The following is a 16,654-nucleotide window of genomic DNA, read 5'->3' on the forward strand; positions in this document are numbered from 1 at the left end:
GAGTATCACTGTGTTGCAAGCATTTTCGTGCGCAAGAGCTCGACCAGTTCCTGGCTGAGTCCGGCCGCACGCAACGGCGCCAGAACGTCCCCGTGGCGCCGCACGAGTGTGCGCTGCATGACGGTCATGGAGGTACGCTCGGCGCCCATCATGGCGCCACTGGGCATGCTGTCCGCATCGAAGTCGAACGGTAGGAAGCCGCCCATGATCATCTGGACCCGCGCATGCAGGCGGGGTAGTTCAGCCGAGGTGCGGGCGTAGTCGTCTGCGATGGCGTCGGCGTCCGCGCCGACTGCACTGAGCAGCGCCGCTGCAAACACCCCCGTGCGGTCCTTGCCTGCGGCGCAGTGGAATACGGTTCCGCCGGGGCTCAGGGCGAGGACGGTCAGACCTGTCGCGAGTTGAGGTGCCGCGGATTCCAGAAGGTCCGCATACCACTGGCCGACGTGATCGGGAGTGGTTACCTGTGGCAGCGCCTGATTCATGGCGGCGGGAGCGGCGACCTCGGCGACGAGTGGAATGTGGTGATAGGCGATAGCGTGAGCAGCGAGTGGGCCGCGCCCGGTGTATGCCGCTTCGCCAGGGGACCGTAGATCGATCACCGTGCGGATTCCCCTGTTCCACAGTGAATCGGCGTATTCCGTCGACAGGTGTGAGACGTCGTCGCTGCGGAAGGCGACAGATTCGCGAATGTATCCGCTTGCCACTGGCACCGCGGCAAGATCGCGCAGGTTCACCGGGTCGAGCAGTTCGGGGGACGAGAGTACGTTGGTCATGGTTTTTCTCAGCTCAGTCGGGCGCGGATCATCGCGCTGATTCGGTCGATGACGGTGACGAGCACGATGATGCTCAGAATGATGGTGCTCAGGTGCCCGTAGTCGTACATGCGCATGGCCGTGGTGAGTTCCAAACCGATACCACCGGCACCGACGAGACCGAGAATTGTTGCACCGCGGACATTTCCCTCGAAGAGGAGCAGGGTGTAGCTGACAAGCAGGGGTGCTGCTTGCGGCAGAACTCCGTAGGCGATGATCTGCCGTTTGTCGGCTCCCGCGGAACTCAAGGCATCGAGTGGACCTTGATCGACCGATTCCATCGCCTCGGCGTAGATCTTGCTGATCGAGCCGAGGGAGCCGACCACGATGGCAAGCACACCGGCAAACGGGCCGAGGCCCACAGCGGAGACGAACATCAGGGCGTAGATGAGTTCGGGGATCGAGCGCAAGACGTTCAGGATCGCCCGGGATATGCCGTAGAGCCACTTCGGGGCGATGTTCGATGCCGCACCGAAACTGAGGATCAGTGACAGAACCGCGCCTACCAGCGTTCCGACAATTGCCATCTGGAGCGTTTCGATCAGCAGGGTGACGATGACGTCGAACTTGTCGAAAGTCGGCGGGAACAGTCGCGAGACAAAATCAACCATGTTGGGTACACCGGAAACCAGGCGCGCGGGGTCGGCGTCTGCGCCGGCAAACGACCACGCGAGGACCACTGCAATGACGATCAGACCGACCCCGCTGCGAGGGGAGGGTAGACGCCACGGTTTGGCGAGGCGTTCGGCTTCCTTCGACATAGCCTGCGTCTGTTCGCGCTTACTGCTCGATGATGTCTGCATGTTCACCATAGATCGTGCTCACCGCCTCTTCGTTGAGTTCTTCTGCACGGCTGTTGAATACGATGCGTCCGTCCCGCAGGCCGATGACGCGATCGGTGTACTTTCTCGCGAGGCCGACGACGTGAAGGCTGACGATCGCCGGAACCTGACGTTCGCGGGCAATCTCCCTCAGCAAGGTGAGGATGGTTCCGGCAAGTCGTGGATCGAGGGAGGCGACGGGTTCGTCGGCGAGGATCAGTGTCGGGTGTTGCATCAGAGTGCGCGCGATCGCTACGCGTTGCTGTTCACCGCCGCTGAGTGTCCGGCTCTGCTGAGATGCTTTGCCTTCCAATCCGACTCGGCGCAATAGTTCGAGAGCCTCGACGCGTTGGGTGCGTCCGAATCCGCCGATCAGGTTGACCGCACCGGCGTCGTACAGACCGCCGGTCAAGACGTTGGTCAGGGCGCTCAGTCGCGGTACCAGATTGAAGTGCTGAAAGACGTAGCCGACATCCGAACGCAGAGAACGTAAGTCGGAACCGTTCTGCTGCGCGACGTCTCGGCCGGCAACTGTCAATTCGTCGGCGGTGAAGTCGGTGAGGCGGGTCAGTGTCTTCATCAATGTCGATTTGCCGGATCCCGAGTGGCCGAGCAAACCGACTACTTCACCGGGGCGAACGGTGAGGTCGACGCCGTCGAGGGCGATGTTGTCGCCGAACGTGACTCGGATGTTGCGTCCAGCGACCACCGGCGGCGAAACTACGGACGAGCGCGGCGGGCGAATTACCGGCGCTGTCATCGGATGTTGTCCAGGTCGACTCCGGCGGCTTCCGCGATCGTGACCAACGGTTCGTACACCGAGAAGTCGGGATCGGCGGTGTACGTGCCGCCAACGCCCAGGATCTTCGATGCTTCGGGATTCGCCGAGAGCATTGCCGGGAGATTGTCCTTGATCGCGTCACGAGTCTCGGAATCGAGGCCGCTGCGGGCGACAATGGAAACACCAACCGGGATGGGTGCGCTTTGGCCGACGATCCGGACGTCGTCGGCAGTGAACATGCCACCGGCTATGAACGACGTGTAGAGCTGGCGCGCGGTGCAGGCAACGTCGACGTTCCCGTTCATCAATGCGAGAACTGCAGAGTCGTGTCCGCCGGCAAAGGTGCTCTTGTAGTCGGTTCCGTCGGTGAGGCCCGCCTCGGCCATCATTGCCTTCGGCATGAAGTAGCCAGTGGTCGATCCCGGATCGACAAAGGCGACCTGATGTCCCTTGATGTCGGTGACGGATTGAATTGTGCTGTCGGACTTGGCCAGACAGTACGACGCTGGATCGGGTGCCCCGTTCCAGGCGAGGATGGGCTCGACGCTTCCCGTCTTGAATGCGAGGGCGGCCGAGAAAGGGCTGAGGACGGCGACGTCGACAAATCCGTTCCGAACAGCCTCTACGACGCCGAGGTAGTCCGCCGGCGACTCGTGTTTGACGGTTTTGCCGGTCGCGGTTCCCATCATGTCGGCGACGTCGGTCATGATGGCGAGCTCTTTGACGTCATCGGTGCCGGGAGGCGTGGCAAAAATGATCTGATTCGAATCCGCAGACGAGGCTTCGGATTCGGTGGAGCACGAGGACAGGGCGAGTGAAGCGACGGCAGTCAACGCGACGGCGATACCGACTCGAGCACGCATGATGGACCTTCCGAAAAGGCGGGGGAGTTTGACGCCTGTTACGAAACCATCGGTGTCTGTATCGGAATTACGAGAACGCTGTACTCGTAATTGCGCGCAGGTGAACAGTTGGAGCGGCTTTCGGTGGGGCGCGCGGCGCCCCACCGAACTCGACTAATCGGACCAGTTGTACGTGCGTTCGACGGCCTTGTTCCACTCCGCGTACAGGCGGGCGCGCTCGGACTCTTCCATGTCGGGCTCCCACGTCTTGCCGACGGCCCAATTGCGGCGGATGTCGTCGGTATCGGACCAGTAGCCGACGGCCAAACCGGCAGCGTAGGCAGCGCCCAACGCGGTCGTCTCGTTGACAACGGGACGGATGACCGGCACTCCGAGAATGTCGGACTGGAACTGCATCAGGGTCTCGTTGACAACCATGCCTCCGTCGACCTTGAGGGCGGAGAGTTCGACGCCGGAATCGGCGCGCATGGCGTCGATGACCTCACGGGTTTGATACGCGGTGGCTTCGAGTGCTGCCCGGGCCAGATGACCCTTGTTCACGAAGCGGGTCAGTCCGACGATGACGCCGCGAGCATCGGGACGCCAGCGCGGCGCGAAGAGACCGGAGAAGGCAGGGACGATGTAGGCGCCGCCGTTGTCGTCGACGGTGGCAGCGAGGGCCTCGATGTCCTTGGCATTCTGAATGATCCCGAGGTTGTCACGCAGCCACTGGACCAGTGATCCCGATACGGCAACAGAACCTTCCAGGGCATAGACAGCCGGGGCGTCGCCCAGTTTGTAGCAGAGAGTGGTCAGGAGGCCGTGCTTGCTGTGGACCGGAGTGGTACCGGTATTGAGGAGAAGGAAGTTGCCGGTGCCGTAGGTGTTTTTTGCTTCACCCACCGACAGACAGGCCTGACCGAACGTGGCTGCTTGCTGGTCTCCGAGAATGCCCGCGACCGGAACGCCGGCCAGGTTGCCCCGAGGTCGACCCTTGCCGTAGATCTCGGAAGAACTGCGGATTTCCGGAAGTATCGACATCGGAATACCGAAATCCGCGCAGATGGACTCGTCCCACTGCAAAGTCTCCAGATCCATCAGCATTGTGCGTGACGCATTGGTGACATCTGTCACGTGCTGCCCCTCAGTGAGGTGCCACAAAATCCACGTGTCGATGGTGCCGAAGCACAATTCGCCGGCTTCTGCCTTCGCGCGCGCCCCGTCGACGTTGTCGAGAATCCACCGGATTTTCGGGCCCGAGAAATACGTCGACAACGGCAACCCGGTCTGGGCGCGGTACTTTTCCGGCCCGGCGTCGCCACCGAGTTCCTGGCACAGCTGATCGGTGCGCGTGTCCTGCCAGACAATGGCGTTGTAGACAGGTTTGCCGGTCTTTCGCTCCCAGACCACCGTTGTCTCACGTTGATTCGTGATTCCGACGGCCGCGATGTCCGCGCGGGTGAGGTCGGCTTTGGCAAGTGCACCTGCCACCACTTCGCGGGTGTTCATCCACAGCGCCACCGGATCGTGTTCGACCCAGCCGGCTTGCGGGAAGATCTGTTCGTGTTCCTTCTGGGCAACGCTGACAACAGCGCCGTCGTGGTCGAAGATCATGCATCGGCTCGACGTGGTGCCTTGGTCGATGGCGGCGATGTACTGGTTCACATGTCTCCTTGGTTCGTGCGCTGTCGCAGTATGAGCATGAAGCTACTAGCCTGGATGCGAATTCGTCGTCGACTTACAGGAGATACGGGTTGAGTAAGCAGCAGGGTGTGCAGTTTCTCGGCCCACAGCAGCGAGAAGCTGCCTGGGAGCAGCTTCAGAGTGAACAGTTCGACGTTATCGTCGTCGGTGGCGGCGTCGTGGGTGTCGGCACAGCGCTCGACGCCGCAACGCGTGGACTCAAAGTCGCGTTGGTCGAGGCTCGTGACTACGCGTCTGGCACGTCTTCCCGATCATCGAAGATGTTCCACGGCGGTCTGCGCTATCTGGAACAGCTGGAATTCGGGTTGGTCCGTGAGGCATTACGCGAGCGTGAGCTCTCTCTGACGACACTGGCGCCGCACCTGGTCAAGCCGCTCAAGTTTCTGTTCCCGCTGGCTCACCGCGTCTGGGAACGCCCGTACATGGCAGCCGGAATCTTCCTGTACGACCGGATGGGCGGGGCCAAATCGGTGCCCTCGCAGAAGCACCTGACGCGAGCCGGGGCACTGCGTATGTCGCCGAGCCTCAAGCGCAGTTCGCTGACCGGCGGAATCCAGTACTACGACACAGTGGTCGACGACGCCCGTCACACCATGACCGTCGCGCGGACGGCGGCGCATTACGGCGCTGTGGTCCGGACGTCGACGCAGGTTGTCGGCTTCCTACGCGAAGCAGATCGAGTGTCGGGTGTCCGTGTTCGTGACTGTGAAGACGGACGGACCGCCGAGGTCAAGGGACACGTCGTCATCAACGCGACGGGCGTGTGGACCGACGAGATCCAAGCACTGTCGCGTCAGCGTGGCAGGTTCCGGGTTCGGGCGTCGAAGGGCGTGCACATCGTCGTTCCTCGTGACCGCATCGTCAGTGAAGCGGCGATCATCCTGCGCACCGAAAAATCTGTGCTGTTCGTGATTCCGTGGGGCAACCACTGGATCATCGGAACTACGGACACGGATTGGAATCTCGACCTCGCGCACCCAGCCGCAACCAAGGCCGATATCGACTACATTCTCGGACACGTAAACTCGGTGCTCGTGACGCCTTTGACGCACGCCGACATCGACGGTGTGTACGCCGGCCTTCGTCCGCTGCTGGCCGGCGAGAGCGACGAGACGTCGAAACTGTCGCGTGAGCATGCCGTTGCCCGGGTTGCTCCGGGCCTCGTTGCCATTGCGGGCGGAAAGTACACCACGTACCGCGTCATGGCGGAGGATGCGGTTGACGTTGCGTCCGAGGACATTCCGGCGCGAGTTGCGTCGTCGATCACCGAGAAGGTGCCGCTCGTGGGCGCCGACGGATACTTTGCGTTGGTCAATCAGACCATGCAGTTGGGTGAGACGTACGGTCTGCATCCGTACCGCGTCAAGCATCTCCTCGACCGGTACGGTTCCTTGATCACCGAAGTGTTGGAATTAGGTCGCACGACTCCGGAGTTGTTGCAGCCCATCACCGATGCGCCCGATTACCTTCAGGTTGAGGCAGTGTATGCCGCGGCCGCAGAAGGGGCACTGCATCTGGACGACATCTTGGCGCGGCGCACGCGCATTGCGATCGAGTACCCGCACCGCGGCGTCAACTGCGCCCAGCAAGTCGCGGAACTTGTTGCCCCCGTGCTGGGTTGGGATGCCGAGGCCGTCGATCGCGAGGTTGACACCTACCGTGCGCGGGTGAAGGCCGAAGTGGAATCACAGGCTCAGCCCGACGATGAAGCAGCGGACGCACTGAGGGCAGCGGCACCGGAATCACGGGTGGAAATCCTCGAGCCGGTAGTCGAGGTGGCGGACCGCGTGTAGTTGTTTTAACTGTGTGCGGTTCGTGGGCGTTTTTCACTTATCGGACTTTTCCGACTGATTTCGAGGAGCTCTCGAATTCGAACAGGATTTCGATTACGGTGAGAGCATGTTCGATTCGGGGGTGGGGAATTTCGGTATCTCAGCGCAGCTGAGTGGTACCGAAACCGATTGCGCCCTAATCGATCTTATGAGTGACTTGCATTCATGTGAAGCGATGCTGGTCGAGCGGAAACTGGCCGTGGTGGCGGAGTTTTTCACCCGCCGTAGCGCCGAGCATGTCGAGGGTGGCACGTGGACGTCGTCGGCGCACGAGCTCGCCGAATCCGAGGTCGGCGCGGTCCTCACGATGGGGCGCGCCGCGGCCGGGAAGCTCATCGGGTTGGGTTTTGCTTTGAAGACGCGGTTGCATCGCACTCGTGCGGCGATGGCCAGCGGTGAACTCGACTTCTACCGGGTCGGGCTGATCGAGTCCGCGACCGCGAATGTCAGCGACGAGCTGATCGACGAAGTCGAACGCTTGCTGCTCGAGCAGGTGTTGGCTCCACCGGTGGACGGTGGTACCGGGTTGACGGGTCGGCGGTTGACGGCGGCGATCGACCGGATCGTCGCCCGCGTCGATCCGGAGGGCATGCGGGAACGACGACGCCGCGCGCTCGCCGATCGGTTTGTCGGAGTCAGCGCCGCCGAGGACGGTATGGCCCGCATCTTGGGCAGCATCCCGGCGGAGCAGGCCCGCGCGTTCGATGGCCGGTTGCGGGAGTTGGCGATGTCGGTGTGTCGCCGTGATTCCCGTACGTACGAGCAGCGGCGCGCGGATGCGTTGGGCGCTTTGGTGAGTGGTTCGACGGTGTTGGTGTGCGACTGCGACCGCAGAGATTGCCCGCAGGACCGCAGCGGCATGGTCATCATTCGCCGGCCACTCGTGCATGTCGTGATGCACGAATCCACCTTCGCCGGCGGCGATACTCCCGGAAGCGACGAGGCCGCGCACCTTGACGGGTACGGGGTGATCAGTGCTGAGCATGCCCGCGACATCGCGAAAGACGCAGACGTTCGGGAAGTGCGAGTCCCGGCAGATGCTGAACCTGAACCGACACCTGAGCCGGCATCGGCGTTGGTGTACCGCCCCGGCGCGACACTCGATGCGTGGCTGCGGGTCAGCGCGGGCAGCTGCCAGTGGCCGCACTGCGATGTCCCGGCCTGGAATTGCGACCTCGACCACAACGATCCGTTCAACCACACCAACCCCACAAACGGCGGAAAAACCGTCGCGTCGAATCTGAGTGCGTTCTGCCGCAACCATCACCGCCTCAAGCATTCCGGCAAGTGGCAACTGGACCCGAACCCGGACCGCAGCATTACCCTGACCTCGCAGACGGGTCATTGCTACCGCACCAGAGCTGCCGGACTACTCGCCAGCCAACAGGAACCGCCGCCACCGGAAGGCGGCAAACCGCGACGAACACGACTGGAGAACAAAGCTGCCCGCATCCGAGGTGAGCGGAAGCTCCGGCGTGTCAAGATTCAGCACCGCACAGCAAAACACGCCGATCGCAAACGCCGGCAAACGTTCCCGATCTCCACGCCCCGAAAGCGCGTGCCCCACAAAACCGTCGACTACGGCGACGACCCACCGCCATTCTGAATTCGTCGCCTCATCTACTAAAAGAGCCTCATCTACTAAAAGAGGTAGACGATTGCGTTGTTACCGCCAGTGCAGGTGACAACTTTCTTTCCGGTGCAACTCATCGAATAGCGAGTATTGGTGACGGGGCTGACAGCGTTGATCGACACTGTCGCATTTCGTTTGCCTTGACTGACGTACTGATACCGAACTTCTTCGGCGAACTCGCATGACGTGGCTTTGCTGCCGGTCGCGGAGTTCGGCAATTCGTTGTTGGAAAACACGGGTCCGCAGCGCGTTGCGTTTGCTGGGACAGCTGTGCCGGACGACGGCGCGGAGGTAGTGGTTCGAGCAGCTGCCGACGTTGTGGTGGGAGAAGATTCTGTGGTGGGTGTAGTTGTTGTAGATGCCGTTGTGTTGAGCTGAGTCGAAGATCGTGCGGATTGATTCGTCTCTGCGTCGAAGAGCATCGGCCGCACCCAGACAAGCCCAACAACCACAACGATCGCAGCTACCCCGGCACCGAGAAGAACCCACACCCACGCCGGTGTTTGTGGTGGCGGTGGATCTTTCGGTGGCTGTGAATCCCGCTGTGATTGGGAGTCCCACTGTGGTTGAGAATCCCACGGATCTGGCGGTTGTGGGGCGTTCATATCGGCAGGTTCTCCGGATCCGTCATGAAGAGTGAATTGTCTGCGTTATGTATATCGGATCGCGGGGGCGCAGTAGCTATTGTCGGATGGGTGCGATGACGTTCTCATAAAGCACGCGCGAAGTCAGTGAGTCAGCACGATTTTGATGGCGACGATCAACGTCGCTACCGCAGCGAGACCGAACGCCGCGACATGAGTTGCTGTGCCGACTTTTTCGCCGCGGAGATAGCTGATGACGTAACTCGTGGAACCGATACGGAGCACCAACACAAATTCCGCAATCAATTGCGCAGTCCGCGGCTCGAGAAGGTTGAACCAGGCGGTTGCCAGAATGACGATCGGAACCACGGCCGAGGTCAGGATGGGCACGGAATCACGAAGAGCTTCGATTCTCTCCGCAGTCGTGAGTTCTCGATCATTGCGAATACTCTCGCCGACGCCCTCGGCGAAAGTATGCGCGATATACGTCGACAGGGCCGTGCCGATGACGATGGCGACGCCGAGCGATTCCTGAGATTGGGTGACCGGAATCAGAGCGGCCAGAGCCAAGATATTGCCGTACACGTAGGCGGTGGTCCGGGCGGCAATGCGCTCCTGCCCGAGGTGGCGACCGCGGGCGGTAATCGGGCGATTGAGCAGGGTACGTAGGCTCCGCGGCATCGCTTGATTATGGCAGATCAGGCATTTGGGCTGTAGTGCATCGGACTGTCACGGCGCGTTGCGGGAGGCAGGTTGCGGGCCGGTGTGTGAACGAGTGGCGCATCGGGCGCCGTCCTGCCCGTGGCTCGGTCCCAGCCCGCGCGGGCGCGCGGTTGATAACGGTAGCGCCACGGGACAAGGTGGAAGACCGCGTTGACGGTCTTGCCGACAGCTGTGTGAATCCTCGTCTCGCGCGCGCTCCACGAGTATCCGAGAAGATCGCGAACCGGCTGGTCGTACATACCGACGGTCAGCCACACAAAGCCTCGTGCGACGGGAATGCGTGCGAGCCTCCAGATCGGCTCGGGTAGCCACGTCATGAATGGCGGCTTGCCCAGGCCGGAGAGGTCGAGCACATCACGCGTGGCCTTGTTGTCCTCGAGAATGCTGCGGCACATGTGATCCCAATACTCTTGGAATGCCTCCCACGTTTCGGGGACGGGCCGCATGCTCATGCCGTAGAGGCGATACCACTGGATGTGCTCGGTGAAGAGTTGCCGTTTCTGTGCTTCGGTCAGGCCGCCGGAAAAGTTCTCTGCCGTCACGATTGTGCCCATGAAGAAGGTCGCGTGTGCCCAGTAGAAGGTGTCCGGGTCGAGGGCGTGGTAGCGCCGACCCAGCTTGTCGACGCCCTTGATCGTGGTGTGGTAGCCGCGTACCTGTTCAGCGGTTTCCTGGGCTCTGTCGCCGTCGAAGACAACTCCGGCGATGGGGTAGAGCGATCGGTAGAGGCGTTCCCAGCGCTCGTCGAAGAACTGCGAATGCTCCTCGACGCCGGCCCCGAGTCCTGGATGCATGTTCTGCATAGAACCTGCCCACACGCCCTGAAGCATGCCTCGCCAATCGCCGAAATACTTCCAGGTCAAGGAATCGGGCCCAAGCGGTGTTGGTGTGGGTACGTCATCACTTTGACTACGCATGTTGTCAGATTAGGATCGACAACATCAGTAGTCAAGGAATCGGAGCAGGGTAGTGGGTATCGAGGAACGGCGTGCAGCACGGAAGGCAGCGCTGTTCGATGTCGGCGTGACACTACTGGGCGCAGTGGACGGTCCTGCCGTCAATGTCCGGGCAGTATGTAAGGCTGCGGGACTGACGGAACGGTACTTCTACGAGAGCTTCACCGATCGCGATCAGTACGTGGTGTCGGTCCACTCATATGTTTCGGAGCGCGCCCAAACCGCACTCGCGGCAGCAGTAGCTACAGAGTCCGGATCCGAAGCGATTGCCACCGCAGCGGTTGACACGTTCGTGAAGTTGATGGTCGACGATCCCGCGATGGGTAGAGTGCTGTTGATCGCTCCGCTCTCCGAACCGGTGCTCGGAGGCCGCGGAATCGAATCGATGCCGGCTTTTGTGGACCTCGTCTATGCACAGCTCTCCGAAATCACTGATCCGGTGGAGAAGCAGCTGACCGCGGTGGGATTGGTGGGTGCACTGTTCACCCTGTTCATCGGATACCTCGACGGCACAATCGACGTAAGCCGCGATCGCTTTGTCGCGCACTGCGTCCGTTTGTTGACAAAAGCTAATCGCGCGTAAGCGGTTGGCAGGAAGGGCAGAAGAATATCTGTCGTTCGGTGAGCTGGTCGGGTCCGAGCAGTTCCTCGCGGATTCGCGTTCCGCAACGCCGACATGGCTTTCCGCGGCGGCCGTACACCCACGTCTGCCTCCCGGGACGAGTATCGCCGGTGGTCACCCGAACGTGACGTGATTTGTTGGCACCGACAATGCGGTGCGACAGATCGACTACGGCCGCGAGATCCGGAACCCGGTCTGTCGGTGTGCGTGGATGAAGCCCACGGAGAAAACAGATTTCATTGCGATACACATTGCCGAGTCCAGCCATGACCCGTTGATCGAGGAGCGCAACGCCGATCGGTTCGGAGCCCGCGCCGCGCAGATTTTCCTCCGCAACAGCACTGTCCCAATCCGGGCCGAGGAGATCCGGCCCAAGATGGCCAACGACGGAGTCTTCCTGGTTGCGATCGAGGATTTCGGTGATGCCGAGCGAAAACCCCACGGCAACAGCATCTTCGGTCGCCAGGATAATGCGCGCCTGATGGGCGGGGCGATGCCACCGCTCACCTGGTGCGTAGATCTGCCACGCGCCTTCCATCTTCAGGTGGGTGTGGACGGAGGCGTCGCCGACTCGGATCAACAGGTGCTTTCCTCGGCTGACTACGGAGTCGACTCGTGTGCCGGTCAGATTGACGGTGGCATATCGCGGGACACGCACGTCGCACGTGGTGAGTACCTTGCCGTTCAGTGCCGTGCGAAGTGCATTGGCCGTCCGCCAGACGGTATCGCCTTCGGGCATCAGTGAGCACCCTTCACGATCTCAGCCTGAAGCCGCGTGGGGTGGCGGCAAAACCGGCTTCGACCAAGACCGGCGCAAAGTTGTTGCCGTGGATGGTTTCGCCGTTCACCTTCTCGACGACGATCTTCTCGACTGATCGGTTCTTCACTATCTGGGCCAGAGACGTTGCTGCCGTTCGGAGTACGCCGGGGTCGTCGGTGAACGTCAGGATGGTTCGACCACCACGTTCGACATAGAGCACCAGTTCTCCCTCGACGAGAACGACCAGCGCGCCGGCCTTCCGCCCGGGTCGGTGTCCGGGTGATTCTTCGGCGTTCGATGCCGGCCATGGGAGCGCCGCTCCATACGGATTGGCGGGGTCGCACGCAGCAAGAGTGACGGTGGCAGAAGGGGTATGGCGACCCTCGATGGATTCCCCGAACGTACGCAGACGATCCACGACCGCAGGCGTGGAGAACTGCGCGCCGCCCAACGTATCGACGAAGTATCCGCGTCTTGCCCGGCCGTTGTCCTCGAAAGTACTGAGCACCTTGTAGATCAACGCAAATCCGCCGGGGACGTTCTCGCTCACCACGCTGCCTCGGGTGACAACTCCGTAGCGTTCGAGCAGGAGGTCCGCAGTCGCGTGTGCCCGCACCGTTGGATCGGGTTCGGCAGCCGGTAGCAGAAACCAGCGTCCGGCGGCGGTGGCCGGTCCGGTGCGCGCGGGCACCGCCGGACGCATCATTCCGCGATACGGACGGGCCCGCGGAACACGCCTCGGAGCGCGGTGGCTGGTTGTGGTTCGAGTGGTGTCGGATAGCAGAGCACGAAGTGGAGCAAGGGTGTCATTGCCGATGTGTCCGAGCCACACCAATTCCCACAGTGCGGTCGTGAGCGCGCCGTCTTCCGGATTGTCGAGTGCTTCGGCCAATTGACGGAAGAAGTAGGCGCCACCAGCGGTCAGGACGTCGAGGGCTTGCTGCTGCAAGTCCGAGACATCGGTGTCAGCAGGTGGATTGAGAGTCGCCGGGGCAAGGTCCGCCGGGTGCAGGACAACCCAACCGTCCTTGGCTGAGATGGCTCCGGACCCCGACCACAGGACTTCGCCGGTCGAAGTCAGTTCGTCGAGCATGGCAGGTGAATAGTCAGGGATTCGACTCGGCAGGATCAGCGATTCGAGCGCCGACGCCGGAATGGGAACTCCGGCAAGCTGATCGACGACGGCGGCAACGCCGTCGATACCGCGGAGAGTGCCGCCGACATGCTGCCAGCTGGGGAGGAAGCGGCCCAGAGTGGCGGTGCTGACGGGTTCCACATCCGCCCGGGCAGCAGCGAGTGAGCGTCGACGCAATCGCCGGAGAACCTCGGCGTCGCACCATTCGCTGCCGGCCGATCCGGGGCGGAATTCACCCTCGAGTACCCGCTTCTCCAAGGCAAGACGGCCGAGAACATCGCGAGCCACTGAAATGCCGATGCCGAATCTGGCGGCCGCGTCGGCGAGCGTGAAAGGTCCGTGCGTGCGCGCATAGCGGCTCAACAAGTCCTCGAGCGGCTGATCCACCGGTTCGATGAATGCGGCGGGCACGCCGATGGGTAGGGGTACGCCGAGGCCGTCGCGCAAGCGGGCGGAGTCTTCGATTGCCGTCCACCATTGTTGCCCGGCAAACGAAACATGTAGGGCGCGTTTGTCCGTCACCAGGGTGTCGAGCCACGATCGCGGATCTTCGAGGGAACGCGCGTTCACCTCCGCCGTCGTGAGTGGACCGAGCATGCGCAGCAGATCAGCAACACCCTCGAGGTCTTTTGCCTTGCGCTCCGGCACCAGTCGTTGCAGCTCGCGCTCGGCTTGCTCGATGACACCGCCGTCGAGCAGTTCCCGCAATTCGACGCGGCCCAACAGTTCGGCGAGCAGTGTGGAGTCGAGAGACAGTGCAGCCGCGCGTCTTTCGGCGAGCGGGCTGTCACCCTCGTACATGAAGGCGCCGACGTAGCTGAACAGCAGCGCACTGGCAAACGGGGATGGTGATGCCGTCTCGACATCAACGATGCGGATCTGGCGTTTGGCGATCTTGCCGAGTAATTCCATGAGCGCCGGCAGGTCGTAGACGTCCTGGAGACATTCGCGCACGGTCTCGAGCAGGATGGGGAACGTGGGAAACTTGCGTGCCACGTCCAGGAGCTGGGCGCTGCGTTGACGCTGCTGCCACAGCGGCGCACGCTTGCCGGGATTTCGGCGGGGAAGAAGCAGTGCGCGAGCGGCACATTCACGAAACCGTGAGGCAAACAGTGCAGACCCGCCAACCTCCTGGGTGACCAGATCTTCGATGTCCTCGACGTCGAACGCAAAGAGTTCGGCGCCGGGTGGATCGTTCTCGGTATCAGGTAGACGGATGATAATGCCGTCGTCGGAGGCAGTGGGGCTGGAATCCACGCCGTACCGTTCCTGCAGCCGGGCGCCGATGGCAAGTGCCCACGGAGCGTGCACTCGCTGGCCGTACGGGGAGTGCAGGACCAGACGCCAATCGCCGAGTTCGTCGCGGAAGCGTTCGACCACCAACGTTCGATCCGACGGTACCTGCCCGGTCGCGTTTTTCTGCTCGCCCACCAGCTGGATCAGGTTGGTGGTGGCGTTGTGGTCCAGGCCGCCGATGCGGCAGCGCTCGATCACGTCGGCCTCGTTGCCGAGCGCTGTTTCACGGACGAACTGACCGAGAGCCTGGCCGAGTTCCGCTGGGCGCCCAAGACCGTCGCCGTGCCAGAACGGGAGGCGCCCCGGTTGTCCGTAGGCGGGGCTGACCAGAACCCGGTCGAACGTGATTTCCTCGATCCGCCAGCTGGTCGCGCCCAGGGCGAACACGTCGCCGACTCGGGATTCGTAGACCATTTCCTCGTCGAGTTCGCCGACTCGGGAGGCTTTTTCGCCGACCATGTAGACAGTGAAAAGGCCGCGGTCGGGGATTGCGCCGCCCGAAGTGACAGCCAGACGCTGAGCCCCCGGGCGTCCGGTGAGTGTGTTGGCCTCGCGATCCCACACCAGGCGTGGACGCAGTTCGGCAAACTCGTCCGAGGGGTACCGACCTGCCAGCAGATCGAGGGTGGACTCGTACGCGGAGCGGGGAAGTGTTGCAAACGAACCACTTCGGCGGACAGTGTCGAACCAGTCGTCGACGTCGATCGGCTCGAGTGCCGTCGCGGCCACCGTCTGCTGGGCCAGAATGTCGAGCGGATTGGCAGGAACGGCCATCGCTTCGATCTTGCCTTCGACCATGCGCTCGACGGTGACGGCGCAGTGAATGAGATCGGTTCGATGTTTCGGAAACACCACGCCTCGGGAGATTTCGCCGACCTGGTGTCCGGCCCGGCCGACGCGTTGGAGTCCGCTCGCAACCGATGGCGGCGCCTCGACTTGGATAACCAGATCAACTGCGCCCATGTCGATTCCGAGTTCGAGGCTGCTTGTTGCGACGACGCACCGCAGTCGCCCGGCTTTCAGATCGTCTTCGATGATGGCGCGTTGATCCTTGCTGACCGAGCCGTGGTGGGCGCGCGCGAGCAGTGGTTCGGCACCGAAATTGACTTCGGTGGGTGTGCCGATTTGTGACGGCGGCTTCGGCATTTTTTCGACCACAACACCGGTGCGTTCGGCGTGGATTTCGTTGAGCCGAGCCGTCAAACGCTCGGCGAGACGCCTGGAATTCGCGAACACTATGGATGAGCGGTGTTCGAGAACAAGATCGACTATCTGCTCTTCGACGTGCGGCCAGATGGAGCCCGCTTGGGGCGTCGGAGATTCTGATCCGTCTGCCGGTGTTGCGATGCCCAATTCGGTCATGTCCTCCACGGGAACGCGGACGGTGAGGTCGAAGGTCTTGGCGGCCGGCGGCGCGACGATCCTGATGGGCGCGGACCCGGAAAGGAACCGCCCGACTTCTTCGTGGGGGCGGACGGTAGCGGACAAACCGATGCGCTGCGCGGGCGACTCGAGAAGTGCGTCGAGACGCTCCAGCGAGAGTGCGAGATGCGAGCCGCGTTTGGTCCCGGCCACGGCGTGGACCTCGTCGACGATGACGGTGTCGACCCCGGCCAACGTCTCGCGGGCGGCGGAGGTGAGCATCAGGAACAGCGATTCCGGGGTAGTGATCAGGATGTCCGGCGGCCTTTTGATCAACGAGCGTCGATCGGCGGGGGAGGTGTCACCGGAGCGGACGCCGACCGTGATCTCGGGCGGAGTGAGACCGAGGCGTTTGGCGGTTTGAGTGATGCCGACAAGCGGAGCGCGGAGGTTGCGTTCGACATCCACGCCGAGTGCCTTGAGCGGTGAGATGTACAGGACCTTGGTGGTGCGGTGACTCTCGTCCCGCGAAGCCAACTGATCGAGTGCCCACAGAAAAGCGGACAGCGTCTTGCCGGAACCGGTAGGCGCAACGACGAGGGTGTGCGCGCCGCTTGCTATGGATTCCCACGCGCCGAGTTGAGCCGGTGTTGGGGCGCTGAAGGCACCGTCGAACCATTCTCGTGTCGCGGGCGAGAACTTTTCGAGGACGTCGGTCACGTATCCATAGTGCACCTGCCCACCGACAGCGTGTTCAAACCTGCTGAAGACGTCGGCGGCATTATATT

General features: G+C 62.3%; 13 protein-coding genes. 3 read left to right on the forward strand and 10 right to left on the reverse strand.

Annotated features, from left to right (window positions below; genetic code table 11):
• Positions 1–5: 5 nt before the first annotated feature.
• The 5 genes from FEZ60_RS09820 to glpK form a co-directional block, all read right to left on the reverse strand.
• Positions 6–776 carry a tyrosine-protein phosphatase gene (locus FEZ60_RS09820; RefSeq protein ID WP_172936031.1) on the reverse strand — a complete coding sequence of 257 codons (771 nt, stop codon included), beginning with the start codon at positions 774–776 and terminating at the stop codon, positions 6–8.
• 8 nt (positions 777–784) lie between these two features.
• Positions 785–1,618: a phosphonate ABC transporter, permease protein PhnE gene (gene phnE, locus FEZ60_RS09825; protein ID WP_033231257.1), complete on the reverse strand. Its 834-nt coding sequence runs from the start codon at positions 1,616–1,618 to the stop codon at positions 785–787.
• Positions 1,596–2,396, reverse strand: a complete 801-nt coding sequence (phnC, locus tag FEZ60_RS09830) for a phosphonate ABC transporter ATP-binding protein (protein ID WP_172936032.1) — start codon at positions 2,394–2,396, stop codon at positions 1,596–1,598. The genes phnE and phnC overlap by 23 nt, the downstream gene beginning before the upstream one ends.
• Positions 2,393–3,280: a phosphate/phosphite/phosphonate ABC transporter substrate-binding protein gene (phnD, locus tag FEZ60_RS09835; protein ID WP_172936033.1), complete on the reverse strand. Its 888-nt coding sequence runs from the start codon at positions 3,278–3,280 to the stop codon at positions 2,393–2,395. Before phnD ends, phnC begins: the two co-directional genes overlap by 4 nt.
• Positions 3,281–3,433: 153 nt before the next feature.
• On the reverse strand, positions 3,434–4,924 hold the full coding sequence (gene glpK, locus FEZ60_RS09840) for a glycerol kinase GlpK (RefSeq protein WP_141484630.1): 1,491 nt from the start codon (positions 4,922–4,924) through the stop codon (positions 3,434–3,436).
• An 89-nt stretch (positions 4,925–5,013) separates the two neighbouring features.
• Here glpK and FEZ60_RS09845 point away from each other — a divergent pair, with 89 nt between their 5' ends.
• Together FEZ60_RS09845 and FEZ60_RS09850 are read left to right on the forward strand one after the other, a co-directional pair.
• Positions 5,014–6,756 carry a glycerol-3-phosphate dehydrogenase/oxidase gene (locus FEZ60_RS09845; RefSeq protein WP_033231254.1) on the forward strand — a complete coding sequence of 581 codons (1,743 nt, stop codon included), beginning with the start codon at positions 5,014–5,016 and terminating at the stop codon, positions 6,754–6,756.
• A gap of 187 nt (positions 6,757–6,943) precedes the next feature.
• Positions 6,944–8,401, forward strand: a complete 1,458-nt coding sequence (locus tag FEZ60_RS09850; RefSeq protein WP_242484540.1) for an HNH endonuclease signature motif containing protein — start codon at positions 6,944–6,946, stop codon at positions 8,399–8,401.
• Between the two features lie 35 nt (positions 8,402–8,436).
• Here the strand turns inward: FEZ60_RS09850 and FEZ60_RS09855 are convergent, their stop codons facing one another.
• From FEZ60_RS09855 to FEZ60_RS09865, 3 genes are all read right to left on the reverse strand, one after another.
• Positions 8,437–9,033, reverse strand: coding sequence for a serine/threonine protein kinase (locus FEZ60_RS09855; protein ID WP_202025917.1), 597 nt, complete (start codon positions 9,031–9,033; stop codon positions 8,437–8,439).
• Positions 9,034–9,156: 123 nt separating this feature from the next.
• Positions 9,157–9,693: a hypothetical protein gene (locus FEZ60_RS09860; RefSeq protein WP_033231251.1), complete on the reverse strand. Its 537-nt coding sequence runs from the start codon at positions 9,691–9,693 to the stop codon at positions 9,157–9,159.
• Positions 9,694–9,710: 17 nt separating this feature from the next.
• Positions 9,711–10,652, reverse strand: a complete 942-nt coding sequence (locus FEZ60_RS09865) for an oxygenase MpaB family protein (protein ID WP_172936035.1) — start codon at positions 10,650–10,652, stop codon at positions 9,711–9,713.
• Positions 10,653–10,704: 52 nt separating this feature from the next.
• On the opposite strand from FEZ60_RS09865, the gene FEZ60_RS09870 reads away from it, so the two are divergent.
• Positions 10,705–11,274 (forward strand): TetR/AcrR family transcriptional regulator, encoded by a 570-nt coding sequence (locus tag FEZ60_RS09870; RefSeq protein WP_033231249.1) that lies wholly within the window; start codon positions 10,705–10,707, stop codon positions 11,272–11,274.
• Here the strand turns inward: FEZ60_RS09870 and FEZ60_RS09875 are convergent.
• Positions 11,261–12,052, reverse strand: coding sequence for a DNA-formamidopyrimidine glycosylase family protein (locus tag FEZ60_RS09875; protein ID WP_045070662.1), 792 nt, complete (start codon positions 12,050–12,052; stop codon positions 11,261–11,263). The genes FEZ60_RS09870 and FEZ60_RS09875 overlap by 14 nt on opposite strands.
• A gap of 13 nt (positions 12,053–12,065) precedes the next feature.
• Complete coding sequence (locus tag FEZ60_RS09880) at positions 12,066–16,586, reverse strand: ATP-dependent helicase (protein ID WP_172936036.1); 4,521 nt, start codon at positions 16,584–16,586, stop codon at positions 12,066–12,068.
• Between the last annotated feature and the right edge of the window lie 68 nt (positions 16,587–16,654).

Origin of the sequence: Rhodococcus sp. MS16 (assembly GCF_013277795.1) — a bacterium.
In the GTDB taxonomy this organism is placed as follows: domain Bacteria; phylum Actinomycetota; class Actinomycetes; order Mycobacteriales; family Mycobacteriaceae; genus Rhodococcus_F; species Rhodococcus_F globerula.